The organism is Undibacterium sp. Ji22W (genome assembly GCF_049340305.1).
In the GTDB taxonomy this organism is placed as follows: domain Bacteria; phylum Pseudomonadota; class Gammaproteobacteria; order Burkholderiales; family Burkholderiaceae_D; genus Undibacterium.
Window position 1 is genome coordinate 344904 of sequence record NZ_JBMPOU010000004.1, and the last position, 21278, is coordinate 366181.

The window sequence follows — 21278 nt, forward strand, 5'->3', positions numbered from 1 at the left end:
AGATAAAAACTTGCCGCAAAAACGGTATACAAGTCTTTGTTTAAAGCCTTGAACCAACACAGCGATCCAACGACAGCACGCAGTGTAGTCAGCAAAAATGACAACTTGATGACGTAACAATTTTTCTGCAGGGGAAATTTTGATTGTCACTAATTGACTACAATCCATGTAGTCAATTAGTGCGAGGGGATGGCGTCAACAAGAACTTAGTAATGATGTTAAAGAGTGGGCAAGGCTAACGAATTTGCAACTAAGTTTTCGACTAAGGTTTCAATTTAACGGTGTCCGGCATCGCTACGCGAGCGATAATAAGCACGGCCCGCATACCACAAACACAGGCCCAGCACGGCGAATCCAAACTGTCCGAGCGCCAAGGACAACACCGAATGATCAAGTGCAGGCGCCAATACACCTGCCACAAATGCACTCAACAAAGTGACCGACGCCGACTGGCATGAAGCCACAATTCCGCGAATATGCGGGAACAATTCCAATACCAGCAAAGTCACTCCGGGGAATACGATCGACATCCCAAAAGCATAAAAGAACAAGGGTACAACTGACCATGGCAGCATTGGAGGAAAGAAAAAGTGAAATAACAAGTTCACACTCGCAGCACTGATGATGAACATAAACCCTATCGCCACTTGGCGGGCAATTTTGAGGCGCCCCGCCAACCGATTAGCTGCCAAAGAGCCCAAGAAAATCCCACCGACCATAGGAATAAATTGCCAACCAAAACTTTGCGCATCGAGTTTCAAATGCTGCGTGATAAACGCGGGGGCCGATGAAATAAACAAAAATAAACCAGCGAAATTACACGCTATCGTACCTGCCATAAAATGAAAGCCGGGCGACTTAAACACGGAGCGATAACTCGTCCACAAAAAATCCACATTAAATGCCTGACGCTTTTCAACCGGCAGTGATTCAGGTAGATAGCGGTAACAGCCAATAAAGAGCAAGATCGTATAAACGAACAATAATAAGAAAATCGTGCGCCAGTCGGAGTGATACACAACCCAGCCGCCTAAAATCGGCGCAATCGCCGGTGCGATTGAAAAAATCATCGTCACCATAGACAGCAAGCGCTCAGCAGGTGCGCCTTCATACAAATCCCGCACAATCGCGCGACCAATGACCATCCCAGCACCCGCGGCAACACCCTGCATGATGCGGAACACCCACAAATAATGCACGGTATGTGCAGACGCACAGCCAAACGACGCAATCGCAAAAACCACTAAAGCGACGAGCACCACATTACGTCGCCCAAACGAATCCGACAAAGCGCCATGCCACAAGGTCATCACCGCAAACGACAACATATAGGCTGTCAAAGTCTGCTGCACCTCGATCGGAGAAGCATGCAGGCTGGCTTGAATAGAACCAAACGCAGGCAAATACGTATCAATAGAAAATGGCCCCAGCATAGACAAGGCTGCGAGTAGAGTTGCCAGACCGGCATTGCTGAGTTTTGTTTTTGACCGCATAAAATACTTTCTGATACCAATACAACGAATAGCCGAACTCAAAGAGCCGAATTCAAGGAGCCGAATCTAAAGAACCAAATTTAACAACGCAAACCTAACTCAGCAAAAAACCTGAGAAAAATTACAGACCGCCGAGGCACACATACTTCATTTCCAAATACTCATCCATACCGTACTTGGATCCCTCGCGTCCCAAACCTGATTGCTTAACGCCGCCAAATGGCGTCACTTCATTCGCAATCAAACCGGTGTTCACGCCGACCATGCCGTACTCCAGTTTTTCAGCGACACGCCAAACACGACCAATGTCACGCGAATAAAAATATGCAGCCAGGCCAAAATCCGTATCGTTCGCCGCGGCAATCACTTCATCTTCACTAGTAAAGCGCATGACCGCTGCGACCGGGCCAAAAGTTTCTTCGCGCATCACCAGCATCTGATGATTGACGTCAGCAATGATGGTTGGTTCAAAAAATAATCCCGCTTTTTCATGTGGCTTACCACCCGCCATCAAACGAGCACCCTGCTCCAGTGCATCCGCTACATGTGTTTGCACTTTTTCCAAAGCTTGCTGATCGATCAACGGACCTTGTTTGACACCAAGTTCGGTACCCTCACCGACTTTCACTTTCTTACTTGCCAGTGCAAATTTTTCTAAAAATTGCTCATACAAAGACGCATGCACGTAGAAACGATTCGTACACACACAAGTTTGTCCAGCATTGCGAAACTTAGATTGCAAAGCACCTTCTACTGCTGCATCCACATCGGCATCTTCAAACACGATAAACGGCGCATGACCACCTAACTCCAAAGCCAATTTCTTCAAAGTCGGCGCGCATTGCTGCATCAAAATACGACCGACTGGCGTCGAACCAGTAAAAGATAAATGCCGCACCACCGAACTGTTACATAGCACGCGCCCTATTGCGATCGATTGCTCCGCATCACCTGTCAACACATTCAACACCCCAGCAGGCATACCTGCACGCAATGCTAAATCCGCCAAGGCCAAAGCCGATAAAGGTGTTTGCTCCGCGGGCTTTATGACTATCGTACAACCCGCCGCCAATGCGGGTGCCACCTTACGCGTGATCATCGCTAACGGAAAATTCCAGGGTGTAATCGCCGCACAGACTCCTATCGGCTGCTTCAAAACCAAGGTGCGCTTGTCCACCCAAGTCGACGCCAACACATCACCCGAAACCCGCTTCGCCTCTTCCGCAAACCATTCCACAAAACTAGCGCCATACAAAACTTCGCCCTTCGCTTCCGCCAAAGGCTTACCTTGCTCCGCCGTCATGATGGCCGCAAGGTCATCTGCATTCGCAACGATCAAATCGAACCACTTACGCAAAATGTTGGCGCGTTCTTTGCCTATTAAACCTGACCATGCTGGCAAAGCGGTTTGCGCCGCATGGATCGCGTCTTGTGCATGTGAGATATCCAAGTTCGCTACTTCAGCGATCAAGGCACCCGTTGCCGGGTTGTGGACCGCGAATTTTGTGGAGGTTTCTATCCAATTGTTTTGGATGAAGGCTTTGTCGTGGATTAAGGCATTGTCTTTGAGTTGCGGGCGTATATAGGAGGTCATGGCATTCCGTCGATATGGTGAATTCGAAGATGGCGAGATGGCAAGCAAAAGCGTAATCACGCTTGGTAGAAGCGTCTAACTAACATGCTGTATGGAAAGATGTAAGAATACGCCAAAAGTGTTTGGCTTGCTTGGTTTAGCCTGAGAACTATTGTTCGCTTTAGGCTATTTATCTTTATAAGCCGATATGAAGGAACAGTGTCTCCAGATTTGTTTTTTTGCAAACCACAGTAAAAAATGGTAACCCAATGCTGATTGATTTAAGGTCAGCTTTTATCTCTCAAATGTCGAAATGTAATAGTTTGCCGCCATTCACACAATATCTATTTCTTGTTGCACCTACGCAGGCGCACCAAATACTCTTCACTAACCACATCCATTTTGAAAGAGCGATGACCAGCTTAAGTCGGAAAAAAATAGTGAAACAAAAATATAATCCCACCGAAAAAACAGATCATAAGAATCAAATGCAATATAGCCCAGAATATTCTAAGCATAGAAAATGATTGATCTCTAGTCTGGAATTCAACTTCTTGATACTTGTGTCGTAAACCGGGAAAGAAAAAAAGTAACACACCATTCAAACTTACGCCGATGAACTCCTCTAAGAAACAACCGAGAATAAATAAAGGCGGACCGACAAGCAGGAACATGAATATATCGTGCAAGCTCTTAGGTAGTGTTTCAGCTTTAAATAAAAATGCTACAAATAATAAAGCCCAAATCACAACTGCTGTGCCTATATGCTTGATAGATCTCATATTTCAATCCGAATTAAGGTTTTGATGTAAAAAAACTTCTCTCTTACCCTGTCGATATTTTGGTATAGAAATTACTACTTCAAGCCAAATCTGCGAAAGATGTCCGCAAAATCTGGACATGAACACATAAAGCCCAATTGGGTCGAAGCGCCGTAAGTGCAATTAGTGAAACGTAATCACACGTATATTTGATAATCGCATTGATCAAAGTACAGATAAAGGGTCACGTTTTGACACAACGTAATTCGACAAACGCGTAAGTGCGAATACACTACGCTATTCGCACCTATCAAAGCATCAAAATTACTCAGCGTCTTTCGGCTTAGCCGCTTCTCTACGATTGAACCCAGCCACCATATCAAAGCGGAACAAGCGGCATTCCAAAGCACCGTTAAAGAATGGTGTTTTGCGAGATTCTTTTAGACGCAAAAGTTTTGGCAAACCGAGGTCTGCGGTGAACAGGAATACGCTCCAGCCAGAGAAACGCTGTTTGAGTGTACTGCTGAAAGCTGCGAAAAATTCGCGAGCTAAATCATCTGGTTCAAAGCTTTGATCACCACGCACGCCGATACGTTCGCCGTACGGTGGGTTGGTCAATAGAATACCTGGTGTTTCAGTCGGCGCTTTGATTTCTTGTGCTTCAATTTGCTTTAGTGGCACTTCAAATTTGATACCGGCTTTATTCAAATTATTGCGAGTCATGATAACCATGTCACCGGAAATATCACTGCCGAAAATTGTTGGTTCAGTTGGCAGAGGATTAGCGCGGATGCTGTTTTTGATGTCTTGCCATTCTTCTTCCACAAAGCTGCCGAATTTTTCAAACGCAAACTCACGACGCATACCGGGTGGAATGCCAGCGACCATTTGTGCTGCTTCGATCAAGATAGTGCCAGAGCCACACATCGGGTCGAACAAAGGTACGCCTGGTTTCCAGCCTGAGGTGCGCAGCAAACCTGCAGCGAGATTTTCGCGCAATGGCGCATCGCCAGTTTCTAAGCGCCAGCCGCGTTTAAATAGAGCTTCGCCTGAGGTATCGAGATAAACCGTGAAGTTATGTGCATCTAAGAAGCCGACGATGCGCATGTCTGGTTGCTTAGTATCGACCGACGGACGTTGGGTGAATTGATCGCGGAAACGGTCGCAGATCGCGTCTTTAATTTTGAGTGTGGTGAACTCTAAACTCTTGAGTGGAGACTTGACTGCGGTGACATCGACGCGGATGGTGTGGTGATAGCCAAACCAATCTTCCCACGGTTGTTCGAGCGTCATGTCGTAGATATCGTTCTCGTTGCTGTAACCGCCATGCGCCATGCGCAGCAGTACGCGGGAAGCAATACGAGAATGCAAATTAACGCGATACGCATCCGTGATTTCACCCGAAAAATGCACACCACCCGGCACTTGCGTGTGGACGTGGATGGTCTTTGGGGATGTGAGATCGGCGATCTCATTGAGTTCTTCTGCTAGAGCAGTTTCCAAGCCGCGTGGGCATGGGCAAAAATAGGAATAACGTGTTTTCATGGGGGACCTTTTTTCCGTCATGGTTTTAAAAACTCTGAACACGCTGCGTGTCCAGAGGGCTTGCTAAAAATCAAATTCTAAAGTCTTTAAACTGCTACGCCACTGGATTCCCGCCTTCGCGGGAATGACGCGACAAAAGACAAGAGCTTAATTGGGCAGTTTTACTCGATACTCTGCGCCTCTATGGCAATTGCTTTTCAAACTATCGAGCGAATTCGCGCTCTAAAAAATCTAACCTATCCTGCCCCCAAAAGCCTTCACCTTTGTACACATACCAAGGAGCACCGAAGACATTGGCGGCGATCGCATCATTTGTATTGCTATCGTAATCAGTTTGCACGGCTATGGTTTCTGCCGATTTCACTAATTGTTTTCCATCCAAATCGGCATCACAAGCCAATCCTATGAGAGTCGCTTCATCCGCGATATTTTTTTGTTCTGCCCACATCGCACGCATAATCGCTGTTGATAAATTTAATGCGACTTCATTACCGTGCGCGATTTGTGTTGCAATGATCAAACGCGCGGCTGGATCAGGGGTTATCGGAAAAAACTGTGGTTGGACATGGAGTGGCACTTGCAAAAAATCACTCCAGCGCTGCAATTCAATTAGACGATAGGCCTGTCTTTGCGGCGCACGTTTAGCTAATGGCAAACCACCTGACGCTGCAAAAACACGACTGAGATCACAAGGTTTGATGGTTATTTTAATTTTATGTTTTGCTGCGACATCGATGAAGCGTTGATGTCCTAAATAAGACCAAGGTGAATGTGGGGCGAAATAGTAATCACAAACTTTGCTCATGCAGAACACTCCACAGATTGATCAATCGGACCACTTCCTGACACCGGCGGTGCCTTGCACCCACGCTAGTTTCTAACGACAAATTTTAGAATGGTTTTACGACCACCAAAATCACCGCAGCAATCATCATCAAAACAGGCACTTCATTGAAGAAACGGAACCATTTATGGCTACGTTTGTTTTGACCATTTTCAAATTTTTTCAATATGCTACCGCATGCATGGTGGTAGCCGATCAGCAATACCACTATTGCTAACTTTGCATGCATCCAACCGTTGCCAGGCCCTTTACCAATGCCATAGCCTAGCCATAACCACAATCCCAAAACCAGTGCCGGTATCATCAGCAAAGTCATAAACCGATACAACTTACGCGCCATCAGTAGCAATCTCTCTACACTGTGTTGATTCGTTTCCATCGCCAAATTGACAAAAATACGTGGAAGATAAAACAAACCAGCAAACCAAGAGGCGATAAAAACGATGTGAAACGCTTTGACGTAGAGCATAGTGACCTTACTTTTTAATTGTTTTCCAACTATTTCCCAACTATGTGCGAACCTCGCCATGACCAAACACGACATACTTCAACGAAGTTAATCCTTCCAGACCGACCGGTCCGCGTGCGTGCAGTTTATCATTAGAAATGCCAATTTCGGCACCGAGGCCAAATTCAAATCCGTCGGCAAAGCGAGTCGAGGCATTCACCATGACCGACGCAGAATCAACCGCGCGCAAAAATGCCATGGCGCGACTGTAGTCTTCGGTGATGATGGATTCCGTGTGTTTCGACGAATAATGATTGATGTGCTCGATAGCCGCTGCCATATTTACGACCACTTTTATTGACAAGATCGGGGCTAAATATTCAGTCGACCAGTCTGTCTCTTGCGCTGTTGCCAAGTGTGGATAAGCATGTAGAATTTGTGCGGCTTGTTCATCGCAACGTAGTTCTACTTTTTCCGTTACATAGCGCTCAGCCAATAATGGCAATACTTGTGGTGCAATCGCTTCGGCCACCAACAAAGTTTCCATCGTATTGCAAGTACCATAACGATGACATTTCGCATTGAAGCCAATATCAACGGCTTTTTGAATATCTGCTTTATCATCAATGTAGACATGACAAATACCGTCAAGATGCTTGATCATTGGCACGGTCGCTTCGCGTATCAAACGTTCTATCAGACCTTTGCCGCCGCGCGGTACAATCACATCAACGTATTCTGGCATGGTGATCAAGGCACCTACCGCTGCGCGATCCGTTGTATCGACGACTTGCACCGCTTGCTCTGGCAAACCCGCTACACACAAACCTTCTTTGACTAGATTCGCCAATGCGCGATTGCAATTAATCGCTTCGGAACCGCCGCGCAATATGGTCGCATTGCCGCTCTTAATGCACAATCCTGCTGCATCAACAGTGACGTTAGGGCGAGCCTCATAAATGATACCAATCACACCAAGCGGCACACGCATTTGCCCAACTTGTATGCCCGACGGGCGATACTTCATGTTTGAAATTTCGCCAATCGGATCGGGCAAGCGGGCGATTTGCTCCAAGCCTTCTGCCATGGTGGCGATTGCTTTATCGCTGAGCGCTAAACGATCTAACATCGCTGCTTCCATGCCTGCCGATTTGGCTTCTGCCAAATCGAGTTCATTTGCTGCACGAAGAGCTGATGCTTCGCGGCGAATCGCAGCTGCTATCGCTAGCAAAGCTTGATTCTTAGTGGCGGTGTCAGCCTTCGCCATGGCACGTGAAGCAGCGCGAGCTTGCTTGCCCAAGGTTTGCATGTAGCTGGTAATATTATCTATAGTAATTTCTGTGTTCATTTTTTTGAATTCGTATTCAATAATGGCTGTTGCTAAACTTCGCAAAATTGCTTAGTCGGGATGCAGCGCTAGGCGCTCAGCGCAGTAATATGTCGATATTGCGAGCATGAGCAACAACGCGATGCGCCCAAATAAGCGATTTGGAGCAGCGTTAATTTGCTTTAGCGACTCGCAAGCCTAGATGCAACAACGCATCCCAAGCATCTCCCGCGAACTTTGGTGCACGAAGGCCTTTGACCATTTTATCGATTTGTGCGGCGTCTTGTAGCGCTGCTTGCAGGGTCGCTAGACTGACGCGGCGTAGTGCTGGCTCCATGAGTTTTTCTCTTGGCCCCCAGATACGGTACTCTTTTAAGAGTGCCCCTAACGGACGCCCTTGTGCGACGCCGGATTTTAATTTGAGTAGTGTACGTAGCTCTTCTGCCATCGCCCACAAAACTAAAGGAAGTGCTTCGCCCTCACCTTTGAGTCCATCTAACATTCTGACTAAACGTGCCACGTCGCCAACTAACATCGCTTCGTTCAATTTAAAAACATCGTAGCGGGCAACATTTAATACGGCGTCATGAATCACTTCGAAACTAAGTTTACCTTGTGGATGTAGCAGACCTAATTTTTGTATTTCTTGGTGCGCCGCTAGCAAATTACCTTCGACGCGATCAGCAATAAATTCCAGACTTTGACGATCAACGCTTTGTCCTTGCGCAGCCAGTCGTTGGCCTATCCAATTCGGTAAGGCTACGCGTTCAATGAGCGGGATTTCGATATACACCGCCGCTTGTTGCAACATCGTGACCCAGGCTGCTTTTTGCGTTGCCCAATCAAGCTTCGGTAACGTAATCAGCGTGATGTTATCTGGCGAAAGATCACGCACATATTCTTGCAAAGCCGCGCCACCGTCTTTACCAGGCTTGCCAGTTGGAATACGTAAATCGATTAATTTTTTATCGCCAAACAAAGATTGTGATTGATTCGCTTGTAGTAGTTCGCCCCATTTGAAGTAGCGCTCTACGGTCAAAATCTCGCGCTCTAAAAAACCCTGCGCTTTAGTGATTTTGCGTATCTTGTCGGCTGTCTCTTGCACCAACAAATGCTCGTCGCTAGAGATGACATACATCGCCGCCAAACCTTTGGCGAGATGAGCATCAATAGCGTCGTAGCGTAGTTGCATAATCTGATTGGCCTTAATCAGATTTAGCTGGCAAGTCCATCTTGACGACGGCAAGACGGCGCATGATTTGCTGCACAAGTTCAGATTGCATATCGCGATAGAGCAATGCTTCTTCGGCTTCTTTCGCTAAGACTTCGTTTTCTTTAAAGCTGAGATTGCGTTTCAGGCTGATCGTGGTTGGCTCTAAAACTTCGCGTCCGGCTTTGTCACGCAAACGGAATTTCAAGTTATAGATCAAATTAAATTCGCGGACACGACCTTGGCTATTCAAGGACAAAATCACTTTGTCACGTGTCTCACCCAGCACATCCAAAATTACTTCCGCATTGGTAGCTTGCGAGCTTACTTCAGTTTTTCCATTTGCACGCAAATTACGTTTGAGCTCACCACCCAAAGCTGAGCTTTCTGGCAAACCTACGTAAATACTTTGGAATGGAAACACCACTGCACCGCGCAGAGCGAAGCCACAAGCACTAAGGCTCGTCAACAGAACGAGATAACTAATAGTTTTCAGAAAACGATTCATGCTCATGTGGATCTTCACTCTACTTTAGCAGTACACGTAGGGCGGGTGAAACCCGCCAAACTTCACACTTTATTTGAACTCGATTGGCGGGTTGCACCCGCCCTACATTTTAAATACGCAAATCTCCGCGTACTGCGCGCCTCTGCGGCGAATCTGTTCAAACTCAAACAACAATATTCACCAATTTACCAGGCACAACAATAATCTTCTTCGGTGTACCTTCAATAAAACGTGCTGCGCTTTCGTTAGCGACTGCAGTGGCTTCGATAGTCGCCTTGTCAGCATCTTTCGCTACCTTGATACTACCGCGCAATTTACCATTCACTTGCACCATTAATTCGATTTCATCTTGCACCAACGCAGCCGCATCGACTTGTGGCCAAGGAGCATCAATGATGCCGCCTAAGTCTTTCCCGTAACCGAGTTCATTCCACAATGCATGCGTAATGTGCGGGCAGACTGGGTACAGTCCACGTAACAAGATACCGAACGCTTCACGTACCGCTGCGGCAGAGCCTTCTGCTTCAGATTTGAATGACTCAATTGTGTTCAATAATTTCATCGCGCCAGAGACCACCGTGTTGTACTGCAGACGGTCGTAATCGCTATCGATTTGTTTCAGCGTGCTGTGTACTTCAAAGCGCAAGGCTTTGACATCGGCTGCGTAATTTTCCGCAGGCGTCGCACCAGCCGCAATTGTCGCTGAGAATTTTAATGCTGTCGCCCACAAGCGGCGCAGGTAGCGTGAAGCACCTTCTACGCCACTGCTGCTCCACGCTGCACTTTGATCTGGAGGACCGGCAAACATCGTGAACAAACGCGCAGTATCAGCACCAAACTGACTGATAATATCTTTTGGTTCGACCACGTTGTTCTTGGACTTGGACATCTTCTCGATGCCGCCCATTTGTACTGGCTGACCATCGCTCTTCAAACTAGCGGAAATTGGACGACCTTTTTCATCGTGCTGAACTTCAACTTCGTTTGGATAGAACCAAATCTTTTTGCCACTGGCTTCTTCACGATAATAAGACTCGTTGAGCAACATACCTTGCGTGAATAAGTTTTTGAATGGTTCGTCGATCTTGACCAAGCCCATATCACGCATCGCCTTGGTCCAGAAACGGGCATACAGCAAATGCAGAACCGCATGTTCCACACCGCCGATGTACTGGTCCATCGCCATCCAGTAGTCATTGCGTTCATCGACCATGGTCGTCGCATCTGGGCAGGTATAGCGCATGAAGTACCAGCTAGAATCGACAAAGGTATCCATGGTGTCGGTTTCACGATGTGCTGGTTTGCCGCATTTCGGGCAAGGCACATTCAGAAAAGCCGCATGTGTTTTCAATGGATTACCGGAACCATCAGGGATACATTCGGTCGGCAAGACAACAGGCAAATCTTCGTATGGCACCGGCACGTCACCGCATTCATCGCAGTGGATGATAGGGATAGGCGTGCCCCAATAACGTTGACGAGAAATACCCCAATCGCGCAAACGCCAAGTGGTTTTCTTTTCGCCCACGCCTTTGGCGACGAGGTCAGCGGCGACTGCATCCACGGCCGCTTTGTAAGTCAATCCATCGTATTTACCGGAATTCACCGTGACACATTTTTGTTTATCGCCATACCATTCGGCCCAAGCATCCGTTGTGAAGCTCTCGCCCTCAACGGCGACTACTTGTTTGATCGCAATGTTATATTTTTTTGCAAACGCAAAATCACGCTCATCATGCGCTGGCACACCCATCACCGCGCCGTCACCGTAAGTCATCAAAACATAATTACCAACCCAAACTTCGACCTGTTCGCCAGTCAATGGATGCGCGACAAACAAGCCCGTTGGCAATCCTTCTTTTTCTTTGGTCGCCATCTCCGCTTCAGTGGTACCACCAGCTTTGCATTCTTCGATAAACGTGGCTAACTTTTCATTATTTTTCGCAGCGACCGTAGCGAGTGGGTGTTCTGCAGCTACTGCGCAGAAAGTCACACCCATGATGGTGTCAGGACGAGTGGTGAACACATACATCTTGCCATCTTGCACCGTTGCGCCAGTTTCATCTTTGATTTCATGACTAAAAGCGAAACGCACGCCTTCGCTCTTACCAATCCAATTGCGCTGCATGGTGCGCACTTGATCTGGCCAGCCGTCGAGTTGATCAATACTGGACAAGAGTTCTTCTGCGTATTGCGTGATACCGAAGTAGTAGCCAGGGATTTCACGTTTTTCAACCACTGCGCCTGAGCGCCAACCTTTGCCGTCAATCACCTGCTCATTCGCCAACACAGTTTGATCAACTGGGTCCCAGTTCACAACTTGCGTCTTTTTATAGGCGACGCCTTTTTCCAGCATCTTCAAGAACAACCATTGGTTCCAACGGTAGTAATCAGGATCACAAGTCGCAACTTCGCGTGACCAGTCAAATGCCAAGCCCAAAGGCTGCATCTGTGATTTCATATCTTCGATATTGGCGTAAGTCCATTCTGCTGGAGACTTTTTGTACGCAATCGCCGCATTCTCTGCGGGCAAACCGAAAGCATCCCAGCCCATAGGCATCAAGACGTTATAGCCCTTCATGCGCAATTGACGTGCCAGCATGTCGTTGATCGTGTAGTTGCGCACATGTCCCATGTGTAGTTTGCCGGATGGGTATGGCAACATGGAACAAGCGTAGTACTTACCTTGTGGGAAACGTGGATCGTTTTCTACTGTTTTAAACGCGTTTGTTTCTGTCCAATGTGACTGGGCGGCTTGTTCAACTTCTGCTGGGCTATATTTTTCTTGCATGACGATTCGATTGAAGAAATTAATTAAATTTGGGGAAATGCGATGCTGACTAGAACCTTAGATTATAAGGCTAAAGCGCTGCTATTTGAGGGAACAAGAGGATAAAAAGCGCGCTTTCGCTTACTTTTTAGGGGGATTTTCTGGTATTTTTGCAGATAATTTTGCGGTTGCAGATGACGTTTTGGGTTCGGTAGCGAAACCTATCTTAGTCAAACCCTGGGTCTGTGCTGCTGCCATCACTTCCGCAATCAATTCAAATCGCGTTGATTTATCTGCACGCAAGAGAATTTCTGGTTGTGGTTTTTGTTTCGCGCTCAATGCCAAACGCAGCTCGACATCTTCAATCGTAGTCAATTCAGTATCCCAAAATAACTTACCATCGCCATTAAAAGACAATGTAATGGTTTTCACATCTTGAGGCATGGCTTGCGTTTGTGCTTGGGGTAAATCAAGACGAATCGCATGATTCAACAACGGTGCAGCGAGAATAAAAATCACCAGCAACACCAACATCACATCGACCATCGGCGTGACATTGATTTCTGACATCGAAGTCATGGGCTTACCTGAACGTCCGCCTGGGCTTTTAAACTGTCCGAATCCCATCGCGAGATGCTCAGTTAGCCTTGGTTAAATGGGCATGCAAATCGAATGCAAATCCATCTAACTCGGCAAAAGTAATACGATTAATACGATTAAATGCGTTATACGCCAATACAGCGGGAATTGCGACTATCAGACCGAGACCAGTCATCACCAATGCTTCCCCAACTGGGCCAGCCACCAGGTCAATTTGAATCGCTGTTGACCCTGCGACCGCCGTTAACGCATGATAAATACCCCAAACGGTACCAAGCAAACCTACAAATGGTGCCGTAGCGCCAATCGATGCCAACAAAGTTAAACCAGACTCTAAGCGCACGGTCACGCGATTTAACTCTTCTCGCAATACACGCGTCATGACATCGGTTAAATCGGTTTTAGCCATAATAGACCTAGCACGTGCCTGCGGATTTGCTGCGGCCAATCCGAGCTTAGCCATCGGTGTATAAATACTCTCTACATCAAGTGCATCCAGTACAGTGACCGCATCTTCTATGGTTGGCGCACTCCAAAAAGCATGCAATGCTGCCGTGCTTCGACGAATCCGCCAAAATGACCAAGCCTTAGAAAATATCGTGAACCAACTGAGAAGGGACATCAAAATCAGAAACACCGCGACAGATCGACTTAAGTCGTCCAGCTGCATCCAATATTGACTGAGTGTGATAGGCATTGATCGCTCTCTTTGCTTAATTCAACTTATTTCAAGCTCAATTCAAACCCAAAACATCATACATATCGTACAAACCAGTAGTTTTATCGGCTAGGAAGCGCGCCGCACGCAAGCTGCCGTGCGCGTAGGTTACACGGCTCGAGGACTTGTGAGTAATTTCAACTCGTTCACCAATCCCAGCAAACAAAACAGTGTGATCACCAACAATATCTCCACCACGAATCGTCGCGAAACCAATCGACGATGGATCACGCTCGCCAGTGACACCTTCGCGTGAAAACACACCGACTTCCTTTAAATCACGACCCAGCGTGTCGGCGATGACTTCACCCATTTTCAGCGCAGTGCCGGACGGCGCATCGACTTTATGACGATGATGCGCTTCGATAATTTCAATGTCATAGCCATGTGAAAAACTCTTCGCTGCCATCTCTAACAATTTGAGTGTGACATTGACACCAACACTCATATTTGGCGCGAACACAATTGCAGTTTTTTTTGCGGCTTCCGCAATGGCAGCTTTACCTGCGTCATCAAAACCTGTTGTACCGATAATCATCTTGATACCATGTTCGGCACAATATTTCAGATGCTCTAAAGTTCCTTCTGGGCGGGTAAAGTCAATCAAAAATTCTGCATTTGCCAAGGCTATCCCGAAATCAGATTCAATCTTCACCGCAGTTTGCTTGCCGAGAGATAAGCCTGCATCAGTTCCCAGAAATGCTGATTGTGGAATATCCAATGCACCAGCCAAGCTTGCATCGTCGGCAGCCATGATCGTTTCAATCAACATTTTACCCATGCGACCAGATGCACCAGCCACAGCGATTTTCATTACTGTCATAAATTAACTCGACTTATTTTTTCTTAGGGGTTTCAGTTGGCAAAGTTTCGTTACGTGACGTAATTGCGGAATTGGTAATGTGTGCCAAATATTCCTTTTCAGTCGGCAAATTACCGCCCTCAAATTTGGCTACCGTATTGTCTTTGAAGAAAATTGCCAGGCGACTAGAGATCACTTCACCATTCGGCTTAATCATGCGAAATGGATAGTCCCAGCGGTCTTCGTGAAACATATCAGTCAATAAGGCTGTTCCTAACAAAAATCTGACCTGTTCGCGCGTCATCCCTTCCTTCAACTGTGACACCATTTCTTGTGAAACGAAATTACCTTGTTGGATGGAAATACGATATGGAGAAATAATGCCAAATAACTTATCAATCCCTGTAGGCTTCACAATTTGCGTGCCTTTCACGGCATTGGCATCAGCCTCTGCAACAACTGTTTGCTTAGTCGCGCATCCAGACAACAATACGACTAAGGATGCGGCACTTAGGAAAGCCAACTGCTGTGGATTATTTGTAAACGGAATGAATCGCATAAACTACCTCAAATTTTCAAGCAAAAATGTCGAACCAGTAAACTTCAGATAAGATATCAGAAATTGTTAACCAAGCTCTAAAACCCTATATCATAAAGCACTTAGCCTTCTTTTGACTGAAAACATGACAAATAACACGCCCGATCTGAAAGCTAGCGGACTGAAAGCTACCCTACCCCGACTGAAAATTTTAGAAATCTTCCAAAATAGTACAGTCCGGCATCTCACGGCTGAGGATGTTTACAAGATTTTATTAACGGAAAACATGGATGTCGGCTTGGCGACGGTTTATCGCGTGTTGACCCAATTCGAACAAGCAGGTTTACTACACCGCAATCATTTTGAATCGGGCAAAGCCATTTTTGAACTCAATGAGGGTTCTCACCACGATCATTTAGTGTGTTTGGATTGTGGTCGCGTCGAAGAATTTTTTGATGAACAAATTGAAAAACGTCAACATGCCATTGCGGAAGAACGTGGATTCTCGATCGCCGAGCACTCTTTGGCGCTTTATGGCAATTGTACAAAATTGAATTGTGAGAATAAAAAATAATCGGGCTGTTGCTTAATACCCAAACACAGCGACTAAAAAAGCTAGCTTAACTAGCTCGCTTTTTTTTCGCAAAAGTACTGCCATACTATTCCCTTCAATGCATATCACCACGTTCGGCACTCTGTACGACCTGAGCTTACGCACAATCATTTCCACGGTGCCAAATATTTTCTTCGTATTATTTGGCCATACACTTCATACACCTTACTTATTAACAATATTTATTTGCATTAATTGGTTTAATACCACAGTCGCTGATACCAATATTCACCACCTCAAAAATACTTATCTCATCAGCATACGCAGCGACCAGTTCGAGGCCACCATACTCGTACTCGCTCCGCGACCTCAATTCAAAACAAGTTGAAGCGGCAATCAATATCGCTTTCCAACTGCCATACTTTAACTACCAAAGCTGAAAAGCCAGAAGTCGTCGGTCGCTTAATCCTTAGGACTGAAAATTCAGCATCGTGTATGTGGGTCGCGGCTTTCCAATTAACGCCTCAAGCGTCGCAGCGATATCGATCGAAAGCGCGACTGTAGTTTCAACACCGATCACGAACGGCGGGCCGAATCTCGACATTACAGCACCAGCTCGACGTAACATGCGTTCAATCGATGTGGTTGTGACGATCACGTATTGTTCAATCCCATGGTCATGACCATAATTCATTACTTCGCTAATTGACTGGATTGCTTCGTTGGAAAATCCAAATGTATGCTGTCCGTCGGTTTCTAAAGTAAATCGACTCAATTCCCAGATTCGCGGACTTTCTGGTGCTGGCACACCATATAACAATTCTGGAAAAGTATCTTTAAGCATGTAGGGGCCTTCAGTCGGGAGCAATCGCCAACAGCCTCGTAGTTGCCCATTTGGTTCGTGCATCAACATGTACACCGGATCAATTGCATCATACCCGTCAATTTCCATACCACTCATGGTGGGTATCGCCCAACCTTTGCGCTCACAAAATACCTTTGCTCTGAGTCTGTGCATTTCACACAGAACTGGCTTTTGGAAGTGCCGACGAGCTGCGACTTGGGCGTTTAATTGCATGATATCTCCGTGATCTTGGTTGTTTTGGAGTTGTCATGTTTATGCAAAATACATAATTAAGAAACTAGTAAATCTATCAGGTTTCTTACGCGATATTTTCTGGCATTCTCGTGATGATGCATAGGAATACGATCATTTTTTGCAAAGCCGTAAACAATTTCACCCATAAAGACAATGCTTACCATTTCCCGACCGTCATTAACGTTAACAGTCTTACATACTCCAAGAAAACTTCGCCATGACCTTAATGAAAATCAGACAGTGTTTTGGTCGCGTTTTGGCGTAACCCAATCGCAGGGAAGTCGCTATGAACAAGGCATGAATATGTCTTTGCAACTCATTATTTTATTGTCGCTTTATGTGGATGGTAAGCTCACCGACGAGGATCTCTGGATGGCTAAGGAGAGCGCCAACACTCAAGCTCCCCAAGACAAGAAGATATAAGCTGGCGAGTCACCGAAGTCATTCAGGTTAGCGTAATAATGCCAATCCGAATGGACTTAATCACTGCTTGCTGTCTTGTTTGCACGCCAAATTTTTTCATGATGTTCGCAATATGAAAATTAATCGTTGCTTCTGACCGGCTCAATATGCGCGATATTTCCCACGACGACTTTCCAATTGAAACCCATTTTAGGCATTCAAGTTCGCTTGTGGTGAGCTTGATGTTCTCGGTAGGCTTGTTGGAGCGAGACATAAATTTGCGCGATGACTCCAATGCATAATCACGTAGCAATGAAATAGCGGGAAGTGCCTCAGAACGATTTCCACCGGCCAGACGTTCGGTGTCACTAGAGACCATGCTTAATACACCCACCTCATTGTTAATCCCGTGCATGGGTAGTGAAATTCCCGACCGTAAGCCGTGACCACACGCCTGCTCATAAAATTCGCCACGTGCTTTTCCGATGAAGTGCTCCGCTTTCCACGTTATGGGAAGACTACTAGTGAGGCAATGCGACACGATGGGGTCAACTTTGTGCAGCTGTTGCTTTTCATAGGTTCTCAGCCACTCATGAGGATAGTTCGTTACTAAAAGTGCCGTGTCAATTTGTAGTGCTTTGTCTGGCACTACACCAAATAGTGCATGCTCATAACCAAGCTCAGATGCAAGCTTCAGCAAGGCGGCACCCCATTCCGCCTCACTATCTATATCAAACAAATTAACCAAGACTTCTAATTGCACACTTCCCTCCTCACAAACCTCACCAATAAAATATTATTTTTTATAATTGCTTAATTAGCATAACATGAAAATACATGATTTTAGAAATTGTGCAGATTTGCCATTTAATTAAAAAATAAAAACAAATCAGTGAAATCAATTCAGTAAGTTTTTTCAAAAATAACCGAATTTTGTATCGGAATGAACGAAGCCGAATAGCAATATCCTACTCAGAACAGGATGGAATCATTGCGGTTGTGTAGCGTTAACAAATGCGCCGAATTAATTTGACGCGAAGGAACCGAGTAAGTAGCTCATTAAGGTGAAGGGATCGAATTTTAGCGTTCAATGCACCAACGATTGAGAAGCAACTCATGGGTATTCAAGAATAGATTTGATCGATACCAACCTCAACCGAATAATAAATATGCTTGCAATAATATCTTTACTCAGAAATACTTCTCGCTGCGTATTTATTCGTCCACACTTTACCAAGTACGCGGCATAACAAATGAAGTGTAATTTTTCTAGAGAGACACACAATAATGACAATACTCAACGCATCTCAAAAACCCATGCGTTTCATCCTACTTGCTGCAATTACCCTGGCAAACGGGGTCACTGCGGCACAAACAACAAACCCACCCGCTTCCACCATCCTCAAAACAAAAGCGAGCATTCAAACACTCCCAGCGGGAGTCAGCAAAATTACCACGATTGAAGGCATCAATGAATACCGCCTAGAAAATGGTCTTAAAGTCCTTCTCCTCCCCGACGCTTCTAAACCCACAGTGGCCGTAAATATCACATATTTAGTCGGTTCCCGTCATGAAAATTATGGTGAAACCGGGATGGCGCATTTATTGGAACATTTGGTATTTAAAGGCACTCCCAAGAATCCTAAGATCACCGAAGAATTCAATAAACGTGGCTTTCGTATGAATGGCACTACGTCAATAGATCGAACCAATTATTTTGAATTATTCCAAGCCAGTGAAGAAAATTTAAAATGGGCAATTGAGCTAGAAGCGGATCGCATGGTCAATTCCTATATCGCAAAAAAAGATCTCGATACCGAGATGACTGTGGTTCGCAATGAATACGAACGCGGCGAAAATAATCCCACAGGTGTATTGATCAAACGTCTGCAAAGCGTCGCTTTTGACTGGCATAACTATGGCAATTCCACTATCGGTAATCGCAGCGACATAGAGAATATCAAGATCGAAAACTTACAAGCTTTTTATCGCATGTACTACCAACCTGACAATGCAGTATTAACGATTGCCGGTAAATTTGATGAAGCAAAAACTTTAGCGTGGATTGCCAAGTCATTTACAGCCATCAAGAAACCAAGCCGTCAATTACCACAGCTATGGACGGTCGAGCCTACTCAGGATGGCGAACGCAGCTTCGTCGTGCGTCGCAAAGGAGACATCCAATTTGTCGCAGTCGCTTACAAAATTCCCAGTAGTCTTCACCGAGACACCGACGCGCTAAGCTATGCCGCGAGTATTTTGGCAAGTGGCGCGAACAGCCGCCTCCATAAACAATTGGTCGAGACAGGCAAAGCCGTACAAATTTTTCCAATTGGACTAAGTGGATATGCGCCAGGTCTGCAAGTCATCGGTGCCGCAGTCAAAAAAGGCGAAGCTCTAGAACCAGTGCGTGACGCTATCGTTGCTGCAATGGAAGAGTTTGCCAATACACCGCCGACCAAAGATGAAATTGAACGTGTACGTCGCGAGAATCTCAACAGTATTGAAAAAACGCTTACCAATCATGAATCGATCGGTATCGGCATGTCCGAAATAATCGCCCTTGGTGACTGGCGCCTGTTCTTCCAAAGCCGCGATCTCGAAGCATCTGTCACGTCCGACCAAGTCGCTGCGGCAACCAAGCGCTATTTCAAACGCGACAATCGCACCATAGGCAGCTTCATACCAGAAGACGCACCACAGCGCGCCGACATCCCTGCTGCACCTAGTCTTACCGAAGCAATGGCAGGATTTAAACCTAAGACGACTGTCTTGAGTGCAGAGAATTTCGATCCATCACCTGCCAACATCGACAAGCGTACCGTTCGCAGCAAAATCGGCGGACTCGACGTTGCGATGCTCGTAAAAAAATCCAAGGGTGAAACGGTCTCCGTCGTCATCACACCACATTGGGGCGATGAAAAAACGTTGATGGGTAAAAAATGGGTCGCCAGTTTAACCAACAACCTTTTAGCCCGGGGCACGAGTCAATATTCTCGCGCCCAAATCGCTGATGAGATGTCAAAACTTAAGATGACAGGCAGCGTGAATCGTTTTGATACGACCAAAGAAAATCTCACCGCCGCCTTAACGCTTGCCGCACACATCATGCAAAACGCAACTTTCCCAGAAAGTGAATTTGCACAGTCCAAGAAAACGCTACTAACCCAAATCGAATCGCAAAAAAATGAACCGCAAATGCAAGCATCCATCGCCTTAGCAGAACATTTTAATCGCTATCCGAAAGGCGATATGCGCGCATCCGAAACGATAGAAGAAATGATTGCCAACATCAATGTCCTGACGCTTGAAGATGTCAAAGCCTTCTACAAGCAATTCCACGGCATGTCTAAGGCAGAAGTGTCTATCGTCGGTGATTTTGACGCAAAAGAAGCAGGTAAAACACTAGAATCCAACTTCGCCAATTGGAAAAGTGCTAGTACCTTCACTCGCTTAAACGATGCGTATGTCGACATTCCAGCGATGAAAAAAGTAATTAACACGCCCGACAAAGAAAATGGCATCTATATGGCGCAAATGAACTTGCCAATTAAAGATGATGACGCCGACTATCCCGCACTTTTCATCGCCAATTACATTTTCGGTGGCGGTGCTGGCATGAACTCACGTGTAATGGAGCGTATCCGTCAAAAGGACGGCTTATCCTACGGCGGTGGCTCACGCTTAATCGCCGATTCCTTCGATCACTCAGGCCGACTCAGTATCAGTGCCACAGCAGCACCGCAAAACATTGCTAAAGTTGATGTCGCGATAAAAGAGGAATTAACACGCGCCTTAAAAGATGGATTCTCCAAAGAAGAAGTCGAGCGCGCAAAATCGGGGCTTTTACAGCAGCGCGTGCAATCTCGTAGTGATGATGTCAGTCTCGCCGGTGGACTTGCCAGCAATTTATATCGCAATCGTAATATGAGCTTCGCACAAGCCATTGACGACAAAATTGCTAAACTCACAGTCGACGAAGTGAATACGGCGTTTAGAAAAATGATAGCGCCAGAAAAATTTAGCGTCGTATTTGCGCTGGATGAAGTCAAAGCTAAAGCATCAACAACCCCAGCGACGAAGTAAT

The 21278-nt window shown here is 46.1% G+C and carries 18 protein-coding genes; 3 read left to right on the forward strand and 15 right to left on the reverse strand.

Going from position 1 to position 21278, the window contains the following annotated elements; all coding sequences use genetic code 11:
• Positions 1-275: 275 nt before the first annotated feature.
• The 13 genes from ACO0KW_RS19050 to ACO0KW_RS19110 form a co-directional block, all read right to left on the reverse strand.
• Positions 276-1493, reverse strand: a complete 1218-nt coding sequence (locus tag ACO0KW_RS19050) for a multidrug effflux MFS transporter (protein ID WP_423054941.1) — start codon at positions 1491-1493, stop codon at positions 276-278.
• Positions 1494-1614: 121 nt separating this feature from the next.
• Complete coding sequence (locus ACO0KW_RS19055; RefSeq protein ID WP_423054942.1) at positions 1615-3087, reverse strand: NAD-dependent succinate-semialdehyde dehydrogenase; 1473 nt, start codon at positions 3085-3087, stop codon at positions 1615-1617.
• 1064 nt (positions 3088-4151) lie between these two features.
• Entirely contained in the window at positions 4152-5372 is a 1221-nt protein-coding gene (locus tag ACO0KW_RS19060) for a THUMP domain-containing class I SAM-dependent RNA methyltransferase (protein WP_423054943.1), read from the reverse strand.
• 202 nt (positions 5373-5574) lie between these two features.
• Entirely contained in the window at positions 5575-6177 is a 603-nt protein-coding gene (locus tag ACO0KW_RS19065) for a 2-hydroxychromene-2-carboxylate isomerase (RefSeq protein WP_423054944.1), read from the reverse strand.
• A gap of 85 nt (positions 6178-6262) precedes the next feature.
• Positions 6263-6685, reverse strand: coding sequence for a CopD family protein (locus tag ACO0KW_RS19070; protein ID WP_423054945.1), 423 nt, complete (start codon positions 6683-6685; stop codon positions 6263-6265).
• A gap of 40 nt (positions 6686-6725) precedes the next feature.
• Positions 6726-8012 carry a glutamate-5-semialdehyde dehydrogenase gene (locus tag ACO0KW_RS19075; protein WP_423054946.1) on the reverse strand — a complete coding sequence of 429 codons (1287 nt, stop codon included), beginning with the start codon at positions 8010-8012 and terminating at the stop codon, positions 6726-6728.
• A 151-nt stretch (positions 8013-8163) separates the two neighbouring features.
• A complete protein-coding gene (gene holA / locus ACO0KW_RS19080; protein ID WP_423054947.1) occupies positions 8164-9183 on the reverse strand; it encodes a DNA polymerase III subunit delta in 1020 nt (339 codons plus the stop codon).
• Positions 9184-9196: 13 nt separating this feature from the next.
• Entirely contained in the window at positions 9197-9715 is a 519-nt protein-coding gene (gene lptE / locus ACO0KW_RS19085; RefSeq protein WP_423054948.1) for an LPS assembly lipoprotein LptE, read from the reverse strand.
• 157 nt (positions 9716-9872) lie between these two features.
• The gene (gene leuS, locus ACO0KW_RS19090) at positions 9873-12500 is read right to left on the reverse strand and encodes a leucine--tRNA ligase (protein ID WP_423054949.1); all 2628 of its coding nucleotides are present in this window, start codon (positions 12498-12500) and stop codon (positions 9873-9875) included.
• Positions 12501-12620: 120 nt separating this feature from the next.
• A complete protein-coding gene (locus ACO0KW_RS19095) occupies positions 12621-13106 on the reverse strand; it encodes an ExbD/TolR family protein (RefSeq protein WP_423054950.1) in 486 nt (161 codons plus the stop codon).
• Positions 13107-13116: 10 nt separating this feature from the next.
• Entirely contained in the window at positions 13117-13776 is a 660-nt protein-coding gene (locus tag ACO0KW_RS19100; RefSeq protein WP_423054952.1) for a MotA/TolQ/ExbB proton channel family protein, read from the reverse strand.
• 37 nt (positions 13777-13813) lie between these two features.
• On the reverse strand, positions 13814-14620 hold the full coding sequence (gene dapB / locus ACO0KW_RS19105) for a 4-hydroxy-tetrahydrodipicolinate reductase (RefSeq protein ID WP_423054953.1): 807 nt from the start codon (positions 14618-14620) through the stop codon (positions 13814-13816).
• Between the two features lie 13 nt (positions 14621-14633).
• Positions 14634-15158, reverse strand: coding sequence for an outer membrane protein assembly factor BamE (locus ACO0KW_RS19110; protein WP_423054954.1), 525 nt, complete (start codon positions 15156-15158; stop codon positions 14634-14636).
• A gap of 124 nt (positions 15159-15282) precedes the next feature.
• Here ACO0KW_RS19110 and fur point away from each other — a divergent pair, with 124 nt between their 5' ends.
• Positions 15283-15711: a ferric iron uptake transcriptional regulator gene (fur, locus tag ACO0KW_RS19115; protein ID WP_423054955.1), complete on the forward strand. Its 429-nt coding sequence runs from the start codon at positions 15283-15285 to the stop codon at positions 15709-15711.
• A 448-nt stretch (positions 15712-16159) separates the two neighbouring features.
• On the opposite strand, the gene ACO0KW_RS19120 is transcribed toward fur, so the two are convergent.
• Entirely contained in the window at positions 16160-16768 is a 609-nt protein-coding gene (locus tag ACO0KW_RS19120) for an acyl-homoserine-lactone synthase (protein WP_423054956.1), read from the reverse strand.
• A gap of 174 nt (positions 16769-16942) precedes the next feature.
• Between ACO0KW_RS19120 and ACO0KW_RS19125 the strand changes: the two genes are divergently transcribed.
• Entirely contained in the window at positions 16943-17212 is a 270-nt protein-coding gene (locus tag ACO0KW_RS19125) for a hypothetical protein (protein ID WP_423054957.1), read from the forward strand.
• Positions 17213-17234: 22 nt separating this feature from the next.
• On the opposite strand, the gene ACO0KW_RS19130 is transcribed toward ACO0KW_RS19125, so the two are convergent.
• Positions 17235-17954, reverse strand: a complete 720-nt coding sequence (locus tag ACO0KW_RS19130) for an autoinducer binding domain-containing protein (RefSeq protein WP_423054958.1) — start codon at positions 17952-17954, stop codon at positions 17235-17237.
• A gap of 554 nt (positions 17955-18508) precedes the next feature.
• Between ACO0KW_RS19130 and ACO0KW_RS19135 the strand changes: the two genes are divergently transcribed.
• A complete protein-coding gene (locus tag ACO0KW_RS19135) occupies positions 18509-21277 on the forward strand; it encodes a M16 family metallopeptidase (RefSeq protein ID WP_423054959.1) in 2769 nt (922 codons plus the stop codon).
• Position 21278 lies beyond the last annotated feature (1 nt).

Bases quoted from the DNA above. Each gene is read 5' to 3' on its own strand.
- ACO0KW_RS19050 (WP_423054941.1), bottom strand. From the start codon at position 1,493: ATGCGGTCAAAAACAAAACTCAGCAATGCCGGTCTGGCAACTCTACTC.
- ACO0KW_RS19055 (WP_423054942.1), bottom strand. From the start codon at position 3,087: ATGACCTCCTATATACGCCCGCAACTCAAAGACAATGCCTTAATCCAC.
- ACO0KW_RS19060 (WP_423054943.1), bottom strand. From the start codon at position 5,372: ATGAAAACACGTTATTCCTATTTTTGCCCATGCCCACGCGGCTTGGAA.
- ACO0KW_RS19065 (WP_423054944.1), bottom strand. From the start codon at position 6,177: ATGAGCAAAGTTTGTGATTACTATTTCGCCCCACATTCACCTTGGTCT.
- ACO0KW_RS19070 (WP_423054945.1), bottom strand. From the start codon at position 6,685: ATGCTCTACGTCAAAGCGTTTCACATCGTTTTTATCGCCTCTTGGTTT.
- ACO0KW_RS19075 (WP_423054946.1), bottom strand. From the start codon at position 8,012: ATGAACACAGAAATTACTATAGATAATATTACCAGCTACATGCAAACC.
- holA (WP_423054947.1), bottom strand. From the start codon at position 9,183: ATGCAACTACGCTACGACGCTATTGATGCTCATCTCGCCAAAGGTTTG.
- lptE (WP_423054948.1), bottom strand. From the start codon at position 9,715: ATGAGCATGAATCGTTTTCTGAAAACTATTAGTTATCTCGTTCTGTTG.
- leuS (WP_423054949.1), bottom strand. From the start codon at position 12,500: ATGCAAGAAAAATATAGCCCAGCAGAAGTTGAACAAGCCGCCCAGTCA.
- ACO0KW_RS19095 (WP_423054950.1), bottom strand. From the start codon at position 13,106: ATGGGATTCGGACAGTTTAAAAGCCCAGGCGGACGTTCAGGTAAGCCC.
- ACO0KW_RS19100 (WP_423054952.1), bottom strand. From the start codon at position 13,776: ATGCCTATCACACTCAGTCAATATTGGATGCAGCTGGACGACTTAAGT.
- dapB (WP_423054953.1), bottom strand. From the start codon at position 14,620: ATGACAGTAATGAAAATCGCTGTGGCTGGTGCATCTGGTCGCATGGGT.
- ACO0KW_RS19110 (WP_423054954.1), bottom strand. From the start codon at position 15,158: ATGCGATTCATTCCGTTTACAAATAATCCACAGCAGTTGGCTTTCCTA.
- fur (WP_423054955.1), top strand. From the start codon at position 15,283: ATGACAAATAACACGCCCGATCTGAAAGCTAGCGGACTGAAAGCTACC.
- ACO0KW_RS19120 (WP_423054956.1), bottom strand. From the start codon at position 16,768: ATGCAATTAAACGCCCAAGTCGCAGCTCGTCGGCACTTCCAAAAGCCA.
- ACO0KW_RS19125 (WP_423054957.1), top strand. From the start codon at position 16,943: ATGCTTACCATTTCCCGACCGTCATTAACGTTAACAGTCTTACATACT.
- ACO0KW_RS19135 (WP_423054959.1), top strand. From the start codon at position 18,509: ATGCGTTTCATCCTACTTGCTGCAATTACCCTGGCAAACGGGGTCACT.